General features: G+C 49.9%; 16 protein-coding genes and 1 pseudogene. 7 read left to right on the forward strand and 10 right to left on the reverse strand.

Features of this window, described 5'->3' with window-relative positions; genetic code table 11:
• Positions 1-32: 32 nt before the first annotated feature.
• The 3 genes from ylqF to AACQ84_RS00370 all read right to left on the reverse strand — a co-directional run bounded on the left by ylqF (position 33) and on the right by AACQ84_RS00370 (position 2648).
• Positions 33-869, reverse strand: a complete 837-nt coding sequence (gene ylqF / locus AACQ84_RS00360) for a ribosome biogenesis GTPase YlqF (protein ID WP_012305713.1) — start codon at positions 867-869, stop codon at positions 33-35.
• A 180-nt stretch (positions 870-1049) separates the two neighbouring features.
• Positions 1050-2342 carry a phosphopyruvate hydratase gene (gene eno / locus AACQ84_RS00365; protein ID WP_012305714.1) on the reverse strand — a complete coding sequence of 431 codons (1293 nt, stop codon included), beginning with the start codon at positions 2340-2342 and terminating at the stop codon, positions 1050-1052.
• Positions 2343-2444: 102 nt separating this feature from the next.
• Positions 2445-2648 carry a hypothetical protein gene (locus AACQ84_RS00370; RefSeq protein WP_143589370.1) on the reverse strand — a complete coding sequence of 68 codons (204 nt, stop codon included), beginning with the start codon at positions 2646-2648 and terminating at the stop codon, positions 2445-2447.
• 74 nt (positions 2649-2722) lie between these two features.
• Between AACQ84_RS00370 and rbfA the strand changes: the two genes are divergently transcribed.
• The 4 genes from rbfA (at position 2723) to AACQ84_RS00390 (ending at position 5467) form a co-directional block, all read left to right on the forward strand.
• Positions 2723-3118, forward strand: a complete 396-nt coding sequence (gene rbfA, locus AACQ84_RS00375) for a 30S ribosome-binding factor RbfA (protein ID WP_012305715.1) — start codon at positions 2723-2725, stop codon at positions 3116-3118.
• Positions 3119-3129: 11 nt separating this feature from the next.
• The gene (locus AACQ84_RS00380; RefSeq protein WP_041443297.1) at positions 3130-4722 is read left to right on the forward strand and encodes a glycoside hydrolase family 3 N-terminal domain-containing protein; all 1593 of its coding nucleotides are present in this window, start codon (positions 3130-3132) and stop codon (positions 4720-4722) included.
• A 186-nt stretch (positions 4723-4908) separates the two neighbouring features.
• Complete coding sequence (locus AACQ84_RS00385) at positions 4909-5157, forward strand: DUF4327 family protein (RefSeq protein WP_012305717.1); 249 nt, start codon at positions 4909-4911, stop codon at positions 5155-5157.
• A gap of 67 nt (positions 5158-5224) precedes the next feature.
• On the forward strand, positions 5225-5467 hold the full coding sequence (locus AACQ84_RS00390; protein WP_012305718.1) for a DUF4327 family protein: 243 nt from the start codon (positions 5225-5227) through the stop codon (positions 5465-5467).
• Between the two features lie 120 nt (positions 5468-5587).
• Here AACQ84_RS00390 and AACQ84_RS00395 read toward each other — a convergent pair whose 3' ends face one another.
• From AACQ84_RS00395 to AACQ84_RS00420, 6 genes and pseudogenes are all read right to left on the reverse strand, one after another.
• Positions 5588-5977 (reverse strand): hypothetical protein, encoded by a 390-nt coding sequence (locus AACQ84_RS00395; RefSeq protein ID WP_012305719.1) that lies wholly within the window; start codon positions 5975-5977, stop codon positions 5588-5590.
• Positions 5978-6079: 102 nt separating this feature from the next.
• Positions 6080-6427, reverse strand: a complete 348-nt coding sequence (locus AACQ84_RS00400) for a hypothetical protein (RefSeq protein WP_012305720.1) — start codon at positions 6425-6427, stop codon at positions 6080-6082.
• A 103-nt stretch (positions 6428-6530) separates the two neighbouring features.
• A pseudogene (locus tag AACQ84_RS00405) lies at positions 6531-7330 on the reverse strand (ion transporter).
• Between the two features lie 13 nt (positions 7331-7343).
• On the reverse strand, positions 7344-7538 hold the full coding sequence (locus AACQ84_RS00410) for a heavy-metal-associated domain-containing protein (RefSeq protein WP_012305721.1): 195 nt from the start codon (positions 7536-7538) through the stop codon (positions 7344-7346).
• 75 nt (positions 7539-7613) lie between these two features.
• On the reverse strand, positions 7614-8291 hold the full coding sequence (locus AACQ84_RS00415; protein ID WP_143589371.1) for a peptidoglycan-binding domain-containing protein: 678 nt from the start codon (positions 8289-8291) through the stop codon (positions 7614-7616).
• A gap of 38 nt (positions 8292-8329) precedes the next feature.
• Entirely contained in the window at positions 8330-9619 is a 1290-nt protein-coding gene (locus tag AACQ84_RS00420) for a M16 family metallopeptidase (protein WP_012305723.1), read from the reverse strand.
• Between the two features lie 115 nt (positions 9620-9734).
• On the opposite strand from AACQ84_RS00420, the gene AACQ84_RS00425 reads away from it, so the two are divergent.
• Together AACQ84_RS00425 and AACQ84_RS00430 are read left to right on the forward strand one after the other, a co-directional pair.
• Complete coding sequence (locus tag AACQ84_RS00425) at positions 9735-10508, forward strand: biotin--[acetyl-CoA-carboxylase] ligase (RefSeq protein WP_012305724.1); 774 nt, start codon at positions 9735-9737, stop codon at positions 10506-10508.
• Positions 10509-10588: 80 nt separating this feature from the next.
• Entirely contained in the window at positions 10589-11254 is a 666-nt protein-coding gene (locus AACQ84_RS00430; RefSeq protein ID WP_012305725.1) for an SDR family oxidoreductase, read from the forward strand.
• Positions 11255-11271: 17 nt separating this feature from the next.
• Here the strand turns inward: AACQ84_RS00430 and msrP are convergent, their stop codons facing one another.
• A complete protein-coding gene (gene msrP / locus AACQ84_RS00435) occupies positions 11272-12249 on the reverse strand; it encodes a protein-methionine-sulfoxide reductase catalytic subunit MsrP (RefSeq protein WP_012305726.1) in 978 nt (325 codons plus the stop codon).
• A 146-nt stretch (positions 12250-12395) separates the two neighbouring features.
• On the opposite strand from msrP, the gene AACQ84_RS00440 reads away from it, so the two are divergent.
• Positions 12396-13661: an MFS transporter gene (locus AACQ84_RS00440; RefSeq protein WP_012305727.1), complete on the forward strand. Its 1266-nt coding sequence runs from the start codon at positions 12396-12398 to the stop codon at positions 13659-13661.
• Positions 13662-13663 lie beyond the last annotated feature (2 nt).

A 13663-nucleotide genomic window follows, 5' to 3' on the forward strand; every position in this document is an offset into this window, starting at 1 on the left:
ATCAGTTCCACGCTGTACTGTAGCGCAAATCTTTAATTCGGCAATTCGAGGGGGATTTGTCCCAAAATGCCCTTACGAAATTCATTGAGCAACGTAACTGCACTACGTTCCCTGTCGCCTTGGAAGCGATGGTCTCCGAGGGCAATGACATAATCTTCGCCAGACATATCGAGGGGGTCGAGGTCATAGCGCTCAGTCAGATGCTGTTCTAAATTCAGTTCCACGAGCAAATCCACCATGGCCGCTGCGACCAGTTGGTTGTCATAGGAGGCCGCGCCAATGTCCTCACAAATGGCTAGTTTCACCGCATTATGTTGATCATCGAGCTTCCAGGGAATTACCCCTGGGGCATCAAGCATTTCAATTTGGTCAGAGATTCTCACCCAACGTAATTGTTTCGTTACCCCAGCTTTGCGGGCGCTTTCGACGACTTTTTTACCGACTAAACGGTTAATCAGGGCCGATTTCCCCACGTTAGGCAAACCCATAACCACTGCCCGCACGGGACGGGGCCGCATTCCCCGGGAAATGCGGCGGTCATTCATCGCTTTTCCGGCTAATTGGGCGGCTTTGATCACACCTTTAACCCCGGTTCCTTTTTTGGCATCGGTAAAGACGGGCTGAATTTTTTGGGCTTGGTACCAGTCGCGCCATTGACTGAGGGTTTCGCTGGGGATCATATCCCGCCGATTGACCACGACGACCCGAGGTTTTTCACCAATCCATTCATCGACTTGGGGGTGGTGGGATGCGAAGGGGATGCGGGCATCGAGGACTTCTAGCACCACATCAACGCGGTTGAGCTGTTCTTTGAGTTGGCGTTCGGCCTTGGCAATGTGGCCGGGATACCATTGGATCGGTTGGGGCATGGGAACGAAGTCAAAACGGTGTTTTTTATCATACTGCCTTGGGTTGGGTCGAAAATTGCTTAGGGGTAAATTGGCAGTGCTTTTGGCGACCCACCACAAAAAAGACCACAGCGATAGAACACTGTGATCCGTATGGGAGTATGAAAAAGTTAAGGCTGAATGTCTGTTCGGCGAGAAAGCTTAGAATTGGGGGCCAAGACCAACTTTAGGGGCATAAACTGCGCGATCGCCAAGTTCATCCTCGATGCGGAGTAAGCGATTGTATTTCGCTACCCGCTCACTACGGCAGAGGGAACCGGTTTTAATTTGGCCAGCACGGGTTGCCACCGCCAGATCAGCGATGGTGGTATCTTCCGTTTCCCCAGAGCGGTGACTAATCACGGACTGATAGCCATTGCGGGTCGCCAGATCGATGGTTTCGAGGGTTTCGGTAAGGGTGCCGATTTGGTTGAGCTTAATCAACACCGCATTGCCTGCTTTTTTCTCAATGCCCTGTTGGAGTCGCACCTTGTTGGTAACAAACAAGTCATCTCCAACCAGTTGTACCCTGTGGCCGATGCGCGCGGTCAAAATTGTCCAGCTATCCCAATCATCTTCATGGAGGCCATCCTCAATGGAAACAATTGGGTACTTTTCGACCATCGCCGTCAGGTAGTCGATAAATTCTGCCGGACTGTGGGCTGTACCGTCGTAGGTGTACTGACCATCGGCGTAAAATTCACTGGCGGCAATGTCGAGGGCGAGGGCCACCTGTGTACCGGGTTCATAGCCCGCCGCTTTGATCGAATCCACGAGAATTTCGAGGGCTTCTTCGTTAGAGCCTAGGTTAGGGGCAAATCCGCCCTCATCACCGACACCTGTTAGTAAACCTTTGCTGTCAAGTACCTTGCTCAGGGCAGTAAAAACTTCCGCTCCCCAACGGAGTGCTTCTTTAAAGGAACTGGCCCCCACCGGCACGATCATAAATTCTTGGAAATCAACGTTATTAGCGGCGTGGGCACCGCCATTGATCACGTTCATCAAGGGCACGGGGAGGACATTAGCCAAAGGGCCACCGAGATAACGATAGAGGGGTAGGGCGAGTTCCGCTGCTGCCGCTTTTGCCGCCGCGAGGGATACCGCCAAAATGGCATTGGCCCCTAGATTAGATTTGTTGTCAGAGCCATCCCGGGCAATCATGGCGTAATCAACTGTCGTTTGGTCAAGGGCATCTTTACCGATCAGTTCCGGGGCAATTTTTTCTTTCGCATTGCGCACGGCCTTTAGTACCCCATTGCCGCCATAACGGGCTTTGTCTCCGTCCCGCAGTTCATGGGCTTCGAAACTACCGGTAGAGGCTCCACTGGGCACTTGGGCGAGACCTACTGCACCGCTTTCTAAACGAACTTCTGCCTCGACGGTGGGGCGACCTCTGGAATCTAAAATTTCTCTAGCATCTATTGCTTCGATGATTGCTTCGGATTTGTCCAGCATTTGGGATTACTCACTGACCATTGATATTCAGGTATAAACATACCCTGTTCTGGTGGATTTGTTGCTTTTTTTAGGGGGGATTTTGGGAACAATCGTCCGTTGTCAAGGTTCAGGGATATATCTTGATATTTTCTTTAGGTTTGCGGCGATCGCCAACGGGAAGATAGCCAGGGAGTTGAAGGGTAGGGTTTTTTCAAGATACACTGAGGGCGTTGTCACACCGCCAAACCGACTTCGAGTCACATCAAGCCGCCACCGCGATCGCCACATTTTTTTTGCAGCTTTTTGAATCAATGGAAGACTCAAGGAAATGGCTAAGGAGCGGCTGGGGTTGTAAGTGCCTGGAACGCGGTACAGGATTTTAGGAGGCGAATAAAGTCATGGCAAATAGTCGACGGGTATCGAAGGTTTCTTCGCTAATCAAGCGGGAAGTGAGTTTGATGCTCATGCAAGATATTAAAGATGACCGAGTTGGGGCGGGCATGGTGAGCATTACTGAAGTGGAAGTGTCTGGGGACTTGCAGCACGCCAAGATTTTTGTGAGCATCTACGGTTCCGAGGAAGCCCGGGCCGAAACGATGGAAGGACTGCGGGCCAGCCAAGGATTTGTGCGTCGTACCCTAGGTCAACGGATTCGCCTGCGGCGATCGCCAGAGGTTTTATTCATTGAAGACCGTTCCCTTGAAGAGGGAGACCGGATGATCCATCTCATTAACCAACTAGAAATTAAGGATCCAGAGGAACTAGAAGCCCAAGAATCCGAGGAAATGGTGTAGCGCCCTTGGTGATGGCTCCCCTCCCCCCGGTTGAATCCTTGTCTCTCCGCCAGGCGATCGCCCAGATGATCGTTGTGCGGGGGGCAGGCTATCTATTTGACTACGAACGCCCCTACCCCCAGTGGGAAGCTGATCAAACGACCCTACAACGCTGGATCGAGGCGGGGATCGGTGGCGTAATTCTTCTGGGTGGGAGTGCCGCCGAGGTAGCCCAGAAAACCAAGCAATTGCAGAGTTGGGCCGAAATTCCCCTCCTGATTGCCGCAGATATCGAAGAAGGGGTCGGCCAACGGTTTCGCGGTGCGACGGAATTCCCGCCTCCCATGGCTTTCGGTGAGATTTGGCGCACAGATCCCCACCAGGCGATCGCCCTTGCAGAAACCATGGGTGCAACTACGGCCCAGGAAGCCCTCAGCCTTGGCATCAATTGGGTTTTGGCCCCGGTGCTGGATGTGAATAACAATCCCCACAACCCGGTGATCAACATCCGTGCCTTCGGGGAAACGCCGGATCAGGTGAGTGCCTTGGGTACTGCGTTTATCCGGGGGGCGCAACAATATGCTGTTTTAACGACAGCGAAACATTTTCCGGGCCATGGGGACACGGCAACTGATTCCCACCTCGCGCTCCCCACCATTTCCCACGATGACACGCGCTTAAATACCGTCGAACTGCCTCCCTTCAAGGCCGCTATCCAAGGGGGCGTAGATGCGGTGATGAATGCCCACCTCATGATCCCCGCTTGGGATCAACAATATCCAGCAACCCTTTCGCCAGCAATTCTTACGGGCCAACTGCGGCACAAGCTGGGGTTTAAAGGGTTAATTGTCACCGATGCGTTGGTCATGGGAGGAATTACCCAGTTTGCGGCTCCTGATACCGTTGTTGTCCAGGCGATCGCCGCTGGGGCGGATATTCTCCTGATGCCTCCCGATGTGGACGGAGCGATTATTGCCATCGAAACGGCGATCAAAACAGGTCAACTTTCAGAAAGTCGCATCTATGAATCCGTAGAACGAATTTGGCAGGCCAAGCAAAAAATCCTTACGGCAACACCATCAACTTTTCCCCAGGGGATCAGCGGGGATCGCCCGGAAACGAGAAAAACCGTTGCCATGGTGCTGGAAAGAGCGACTAAACATCAAAAATCCCTCGTAAAAATATCAAGTTTTCCTGACAATTTTGCGCGCAACTTAATTGTGGTGGATTCAGTTTTAAAAAGCCCTTTTTTGCGTCCCAATTGTCCGGCGATCGCCATTCCCCAACGCCACGGTTATGCCGCTGAAATTGTCGAATTAAAAACGCTCCCTCGCCTGCAGTTAGAAGCGATCCCTACCCTTATCCAGTGTTTTCTTCGGGGTAATCCCTTTACAGAAAAACTGGCAGATCCCATCGATGTTCTCCAAAAAATTGCCGCCCAAATACCGTTACAGGGCGTTATCTTTTACGGTAGTCCCTACTTCCTCGAAGCTTTACAAACGACTTTGCCAGAAATTCCCTGGTGGTTTAGCTATGGTCAAATGGCGATCGCCCAAGCCGAAATCTGTACATCCCTCTGGGAAGAAGCGCCCCAAGCGGCTCCCAGCGCCGCCGAATTCATTTAAAAAGTTCGTCGGACGTTGGACAACGGATAATCAAACCTTAATGATCTTTGATTACATTACTTAAAGTTTCGCTAAAAACGTTATTGATAAGTATTGAAATATACAGCGTTTTCTGTATAGCAATGCCTTGCATAATCCAATAGAATAGGCATGGAACAAACATCAGCCACCCAAGAGGTAAATCCTATGACCACCACGACAATGCCTCCGGCGTCTCCTACCCCAAAACATTTTTCTATTGAAATGCTCAAGGACGAAGCCCGTCAGTTGGTCGAATCAGGAACAGTAGACTGCTGCCAGCCCATTTATGTCCTCTGTCAGTTCATTCCAGCCCGGGAATGGGTTTGCGTAGAATGTGAACTTGAACGAAATGGTTTTCTTCTCCGGGATCAAATTGCGGATCTAAATCCAGCCCAATGCTGGTCTGATGACTAAATAAATTCACTGTTGTCGGTATCTGGGTGCGCTGCCCAACGCCGACCATTTCCTTGGATGACTTTCCATGACTCAATCTGTCTTTGCATTGCGATCGCCTTTCTTTTTTTCATTGGGACAAATTCGCGATGAAGTAAAACAATTAGTCGAGCAAAATCGCATCAGTCGTCAACAGCCTCTCTATAGCCTTTGTGAATATATTCCTCCCCGCGAGTGGCACTGCATCGAAGTCGAGCTAGAACGCTGCGGCTTTCTTCTCCGGGACTGCATCGGGGATTTGTTAGGGGCAGAGCGATGGGAGAACGATTAAACGATTAATTGCTCTCGTCATTCTTGCTCTAGGGAATAGACAAAAAAATAGGGCAGCAATTTTAACTGCCCCAAGCGGTTGGACTCACGTAAGATTTACCGACAGCTCCGCACTCGATGCCTAGTTTGGTTCGTTTTCTTGTTTGTCCTGACGGAGCGCCGCAAGCTCGCTTTTGAGGGTGACAATTTGATCTGTTAGATTCTTTAGTTCGTTTTGCAGATCGCTATCTTTTACTTCCGTTGCCGTGGTCACGATTTCTTGGGTACCGGGTTCCCTGGCGGCTTTGTCTTGCTGGAAGATTTTTTCGAGGAATTTACGGGCTTCTTGCTCGGTCATTTCACCTTTTTCTGACCATTCTTCGGCGCGATTTTGAAGCTCTGTGCGAAATTCAGAAATTGTCACTTCCCGTTTGGTGGGATCTTGGATCGTTTCGACTAAGGTAGCAGCGGCCCCAACGGTGACATGGAAGCCCTTTTGAAACAGTTCAAAGAAGTTTGTGGATGTACTCATGGCAACAGTTTTCTCGCTTGAGGGATTGAGATGGGACTAGAAAATTGCATTATTTATGTTTAGCCTAGCGCACCGCCACAAAAATCGCTGTTATCTTTCACACTAATCGGCCTGGGCCAGATAATTCTCTAAATCTTCGATTAAACGGGGTAATTCTGCTTCGCTGGTGAGCCGAATCCGGTCATCCCGGAGGGTGATCAATACCTTGGCGGCGAAGGGACTGGGGTAAATATTCGGATTGCAAAAAATCTCTAAAAAAATGTCCCCGGTGTACTGATAATTCATGGATTCTTGGGGCTGAGGACGGCCTTTGGGGTTACTATTGCCGGCGATCGCCTTCATGCTGTGCATCAGTTGAGCGATTTCTGCCTTGAGAGTTTGGGCGGCAGTGCTGGTGAACCGAAAGGTGACAGAACCTTGTAATAAATTGAGGGTGAGGGGCGTTGACATTCTGTTAGTTTAAACTCGAAAAAATAACGATGGTTTCATCATAGGAATTCCTGGGGCGATCGCCAATTTTTTGTGATCTTTTATTGAGCAATGTCGCTGAATGCTAATTTAATTGATTTTGCCGGAGGGCTGTGCCACATCGCTTACAAAATTGAGCATCTTGATCATGAAAAGCTAGACCACATTTTGTGCAGTCGATTTCCTGTTGATTCGCACTTTTGAGAAACTGGCGCACTAAATCCCCTAACTGCCAAGGAATCACCGCAATCCCCGTGAGAATCATCGTTAAAGTCACGACTTTGCCAATGTCTGAAATGGGCGTTTTATCGCCGAAACCCACTGTAGTCATCGTCACCACAGCAAAATATAAAGCATCTAAAAAATTGCCAAAAACAGCGGGATTAATGTCATGTTCAACTTGATAAATTAGGCCAGAGTAAACAAAGATAATTGTAAACAAGGTCAGGAGAATTCGGCTGAGAATAATGCTGTCTTCGGCCTTGATCTTGAAAATCGAGATTTCTAGGCGAAAAAATCGGATCAAGCGTAGTAATCGAAACCAGCGGAACAGCCGCACAAAACGAATGTCGAGGAAGCCGAAAAATAACGGGGCGATCGCCAACAGATCAAGGTAGGAAAAAAGCTAAAAATAAACTTCCGAGGTTCAGCGGCGCCCACACAGCGGCAGCAATATTCCACGGCAAATAAAATCAAAATGCCTGTATCTAAATAATCCAAATATTGTGCCCAAACCGTTGGCAAAGGATAGGTTTGCGCCACAAAAATCCCCGACGAAATGAAAATCAGTCCACACAAAGCCAAATTGAGGAGGCGGCCTGTGCCACTGTCAAAATCATCGAGATAACGGCCTAGTCTTAATCGCCAAGGCAATTGGCTTTCCATCGGAATTTCTTGCCTAGGCGGGAGTATGGCCTGCTTCGGTAATAATGTTTTTTAAGGCCGTTTCAGAAAGCGTTGTCTGAATCGAAACTACTTTACTGGGAATATCGACGGCAACTTGGGCCTTTTGATCATGATTTTGGATGGCTTTTGTAATGGTTTGACCGCAGACTTCACAAGCGATTGTCGGCACAGTAATTGTAAATTCCATAAATATTAAAAAATAACGGTTTACGGTAAGTATTTAGTCAGTTTTAAAGCCTTTCGTTTGAAATTGATTTCAATGTTAGTTTAGTAACTTACGCCAGGTTTGAGCACCAACAATGCCATCTCCATCTAATTTCAAGGCAGTTTGAGCCGCAATGACAGCGATGCGAGTATTCGGGCCAAAAATACCATCGATACGGCCTGTGTAATAGCCCAATGCTTGCAGGCGAGTTTGCAAAAGTTTCACCGAATCCCCTTCCATGCCTTCCTTTAACAGGGGCAGCGTATCTGGATCTGTGCTGGTGGCCGTTTGATTTGTGCTGGAGCTGGGAGCTGCCTCGGCATCAGTTGCTTCCTGGGCTGGGGTTGCAGGGGTTTCGTTCTGGGCTGTTGTTGGGCTACTGGCTGTTGGAGTTGGGGCTTGTTCCTCAGCAACGGGTAAATTCGCCGCCGAAATCGGAAATAATGTCTCCCAAGTGGTGCGATCCATGACTCCGGTCTGGGGGATTTGGGCCGCCTTTTGAAATTGGTAGACTGCGATCACCGTCGCTTCGTCATAGGTACCCGTGGTTTCGCCGCTGTAGTAGCCCAGCAGTCGCAGGGTGGTTTGCAGCTCCTGAACCACAGTCCCCGTACTGCCAATGCGCAATTCTGGTCGGGGAGATTGGGCGCTGACCAGGGGGCTAAGACCGAGGCTGCTTGCTAAAATCAGAGCCGTCGATAGACCTAAATTTAAAACGGTTTGACGCGCAGACATGACGATTTTCTTCATGATGTTTAGGAGGCGATCGCCTTTTACGATAGCTGAAGATCTTCGATCAGGGAAAGGGCCGTTTGGGAGCCCACCACCGACACATAGGGATGGTGAAAATGACGTTGGGCTGCCTGGTGGGTTTCCGTCGTTGTAATCTTTTCGACGTGGTGCTGGAAAGCTTGATCAAAGTCGATGCCGAGGCCAATGCTCTCATACCAGCCAAAAATTTGTGCCAATTCAGCATTGGTCTGTTTCCCCAGGGCATACTGGCCGAGGAGTTTATTCTTCGCAATTTGCAAATCCGCTTCCGACAGGGGAGCCGTCACCAGCCGTTGGATTTCTTGGTGTAATCCATTCAAGGCGATCGCCGTATTTTGGGGGGCCGTACCAATGTAGGTAATAAATTGGGATTGACTCAAGCGCGTGGGAAAAAACGCCGACACGTCATAGGCAAGCCCTTGTTTTTCTCGCAATTCCACAAACAGCCGACTAGATAGTCCATTACCCAAATAAGTGCTGAGGAGTTTCAAGGCAAAAAAATCATCATCGGCCACCGTTCCCGTCAGATAACCCAAGATAATGATCGCCTGTTGACTCTCTTTTTCCTTTGTCCACACCCCTCCCTGGGGCTGTAGGGGCGCAATTTCTAAGCTTGGTAGCGGCGTTGTCGGGTTTTGCCAATCCCCCAAGGTTTGTTCCACGATTGCCTCTGCCTGTTCGAGGGTCAGCCGACCGGAGAGGCTAATCACCAAATTGTCTGGCCGGAAATGGGTTTGGTGGGCCTGTTGTAAATCTGCAGCCGTGAATCGCGCCACCGTTTCTGCCGTCCCTAAAATAGATTGGCCGTAGGGATGCTGGGGATACATCTGGCTCCGGAGGAGGTCATAGGCCACATTAAAGGGCTGCTCCATTTGGGAACGGATATTTTGTAGGGTAATTTTGCGCTCTAACTCTACTTCTTCGGGGGGGAAAGTCGGTTCCCGGAGGATTTCTGCTGCTAGCTTGAAAATTGTATAAAAATCCTTTGTGACGGTTTTGAGACTCAGGGCCACATAATCGTTGGACGCACTCGCGCCGAGGCTCGCCCCGATGGATTCAATCTGCTCGGCAATTTCAACGGCACTGTAACGGCTTGTTCCCTTCGTGATCACTGCTGCCAAGAGATGAAATAGCCCCGCTTGGTCGAGGGATTCCCAGCGTCCGCCCGCCTGGGGAAAAAATAAGCGCGCTGCCACCAAGTCTGCCACAGGATTTTCCGTCACAATTAGGGTAATGCCATTTTTGAGGACGGTGCGGTGGGTCATTTGGGGAGATGCGGGGCTAGCAACCATGAGCAGAGGAGACTTTCCGAAAAAGAACGCTGGCGTTTCACTTTAGCAAATTCCTGGGGTGAGGAACGCTGCAAGGTACGCTATTTGAGAAAAGCGATAAAAATATTTACTGACTGTGTTCCATTCTGACGCGATTCAAGGGGCCTTGAGTGATCTTCTTGCCTGTGAAACGACACTTCCCATCGAAGTTTTCCCGGAGCTTGACTCGACCAACGCGCTCCTGTGGCAACGGTATCAAGCACAATGCACAATGCCTAGGGTGGCGATCGCCTCAACCCAGACAGCGGGGCGGGGCCAGTGGGGACGCACCTGGATTTCTGCTCCGGGGGGACTCTACTTATCAGTTTTGTTGCCCATTGAATTAGAGCCTCAATTAGCCTATGGCTTAACCCTAGCCAGCGTTTGGGGCATTGTTGAAATGTTCCAACAGCAAGGGCTTCCCGTACAAATTAAATGGCCCAATGATCTTCTCTTGCAAAACAAAAAACTGGGGGGCATTAAAACCGAAACGAAAGTCTCCCAGGGGAAAATTAGTGCGGCTGTGGTCGGGGTCGGCATTAACTACCGAAACCCAGTTCCTCCAACGGGCATTAATCTCGAACAATTCTGGCAAGGGGAGTTGAAAATTAAAGGCGATCGCCTTGCGGCGTTGGTTATTGCCGGAATTCTGCAGGGGACGCAAAAACTAGCTCGAAATTCAATTGAAAATATATTGCCGGGCTATTTAAAGCACCTCAAAAACCTAGGCGAAATAATCACCTATGAAGGCCATCAAGGGATCATTACCGGGGTCAATCAAAAGGGCGAACTACTGGTTAAACTTAGCGCTCCCGGTGCCAGTAGCATTGTAAAAATTCCCCCTGGTCAAATTTCCCTCGGCTATCTGTAGAGAATCTCGTTTTAAATTTGACTTTCCCAATAGAGCTTGCCACACTGCAAATCGTTGTCTCAGAACAAATATTCAAGAATATGTCAACCTATCTCGTTACTGGCGCAAACCGGGGCATCGGCCTGGAATATTGCCGTCAACTCAAAGCCCAAGGCGATCGCGTGATTGCTGTTTGTCGGACGCCCTCTGAGGAACTGCTGCAACTGGGTGTAACGGTAAAAGCGGATGTGGATCTGACGAATCCCGATGCCGTCAAACAGCTTGCCCAAGATCTCCAGGGGGAAACTATTGATGTCTTGATTAACAACGCCGGGATTTTAGAACGGGTCGATTTAGATCAGCTAGATGTGGACAGTATTCGCCGTCAATTTGAAGTCAATGCGATCGCCCCGCTGCGTTTCACCCAAGCCCTTTTAGCGAATCTTAAATCTGGTTCAAAAATTATCCTGATGACCAGTCGCATGGGTTCCATTGAAGACAATACTTCCGGTGGTTCCTATGGCTATCGAATGTCAAAAGTCGCCCTTTCCATGGCCGGAAAATCCCTGGCGATCGATCTCAAACCCAGGGGAATTGCGGTGGGTATTTTACACCCTGGCCTCGTGAAAACGCGGATGATTAATTTCCGGGAAGATGGCATTAGCCCCACGGTGGCAGTCGAAGGGTTACTGGCCCGCATTGAAGCACTAAATCTCGATAATACAGGCACGTTTTGGCACGCCAATGGGGAGATTTTGCCCTGGTAAGTGGTGCGTCATTTTTTCTAACTGTAGAGGCTGGCGACGTATTCTCCGTAGCCGTTGTAGGGTAGGGTTTCCTTCATTTCCCAGCTAAATTCTGGGGTATTGCCAATAAATTTTTCGGTGGCCTGAGACCAACGGGGATGGGGCACATTTGGCTCGACGTTGGCTTCAAATTTGTACTCGTGGCCGTCGATGGTGTTCCAGTAGGTGGCAGGTTGTTCCGCGAGAAATTCAATTTTGACGATAGATTTTGCCCCCTTAAAGCCGTATTTCCAGGGAATGACCATCCGCAGAGGCGCACCATGCTGTTTCGGCAAATCGTGGCCATAGATTCCTAGGGCAAAGAAAGCGAGTTCGTTATTCATCTCTTCAATGCGCAATCCCTCGGTGTAGGGCCAGGGCAAATTACCCAGATGAAAACTGGGGCCATAGGTGACATTCTCGTCGTAGTAACTGGTGAAGCGGACAAATTTTGCTTGGGTCTTGGGTTCGACAGCTTTGATTAATTCGCGCATGGGAAAGCCAATCCAGGGCAGCACCATCGACCAGGCTTCGACACAACGGAAGCGGTAGATGCGTTCTTCGAGGGGGAATTTTGTTTTCAGATCGTCGATGTCATAGGTTTGGGGGTTGTTCACGAGGCCGCCCACTTCTACTTGCCAGGGCTTAGTGGGGAGATTTTGGGCGTTTTGCCAGATGCCTTTGGTGCCGCCAAATTCGTAGAAATTATTGTACTGACCGGCGAAGAGTTCTTTGGTGATTGGGCGATCGCCAATTTTCCGGAAGTCGGGATTTTTAATCGCGTCTAGTTTGGGCAAATCTAAAGTTTCACGGAGGGCGCTGTACTGCTGATCCTGGGACTGACAACTCGCTAAACCAATGCCCACCCCAGCCCCCAGGAGAGTTTTGATAAATTTGCGGCGGTTCCAATAGACGCTTTCGGTGGTGACGAGATTTTCGGAAAGGGTATAGCTGGGGAGGACTTTAAACAGCACCATGGCGGGTTTTGCAGAGGACGAGTAGGGTTATACGTTTTAAAAATCTAACGCATTTTGCCAAGGGTCTCCGGCCCCAACTTCGTTAACATCCCTTTACAATTTGAAAAGATATGTCATGTGTTTAAGCAATTGTTAGGGAAATTTAGGTGAAGGTTTTTTTGCAGCTCCAGCCGGAAATGCGCTGGAATTTGGGCTTGTTATTTTTAGCGGCCCTGGGATTTTGGTTGAGTATGACCAGTTTATTACCGGTGCTCCCGGCCTATATCCAAGATTTGGGGGCAACGGATCAGCAGGTGGGCTTTGTGATGGGTTGCTTTGCCATCGGTCTGCTTTTGGCCCGCACCCGCCTCGGTAAAATGGTCGATGAGCAGGGTCGCAAACGGGTAATCCTCATTGGCGCTGTGGTGGTGGCGATCGCCCCTTGGGGATATATATTTTTAAATTCAATTCCCCAGATGATGGTGTGGCGAGCCTTCCATGGAATTAGTATCGCCGCTTTTACGACGGGTTACAGTGCCCTAGTGGTAGATTTGGCCCCAGAACGAAACCGGGGTGAGGTGATCAGTTACATGAGTTTGGCGATTCCGGTGGGGATGTCCATTGGGCCAGTGTTGGGGGGTTATCTCTTGGGGGTCGTCGATTACCCGTGGATCTTTGCGGCGTCGGGTCTGTGTGGGGTGGGGGCTTTGCTCCTGGCCAGTCAAACTAAAGAATCTAATCCCCAGGTGATCGCCATTGATAAAAATTCCCTGACGCCCAACCAAGGGGAAACCAACCGTGATTACCCGGAACTGTTTCGTCATAAGGGACTCTACATTCCTTCCTTGATTATGCTCTGCATTGGCTTGGTATTCGGCGTTTTAGTGACGTTTCTCCCCCTGTACATTCGGGAACTGGGCTTAAATTTCAATACCGGACTGTTCTATGGGGCGGCGGCCATTTCTAGTTTTAGTAGTCGTATCCTCGTGGGTCGGGCGTCGGATACCTTGGGGCGGGGTTTATTTATTAGCGGCAGTCTGCTCTGTTACGCCGCAACGATGCTGATCCTCAACCACGCTATCAGTACTCCCTGGTTTGTTGTGGCGGGGGCAGTGGAAGGTTTGGGGGCAGGGACTCTCGTGCCGATGATGATTGCGCTGATGTCGGATCGTTCTTCTAGTGCGGAACGGGGGAAGGTTTATTCTATTTGTATTGGCGGCTTTGATGTGGGGATTGCCCTGGCGGGTCTATTGCTCGGCACCGTCACCCAGACCGTCGGTTATCAAGGGATTTTTGCGATCGCCGCTGGGTTGGCCCTGTTTTCTTTCTTTATCTTCCTCACCCAAGGCAATGCCAAAATTGGTACTTCCTTTAAATTTGCCCTTGGGCGCACCGGCGATCGCTATGCCCAAAAATTTTTAAATCAGCCATAGTT

This window comes from Picosynechococcus sp. PCC 7002 (assembly GCF_963860125.1).
Classification (GTDB): Bacteria; Cyanobacteriota; Cyanobacteriia; order Cyanobacteriales; family MRBY01; genus MRBY01.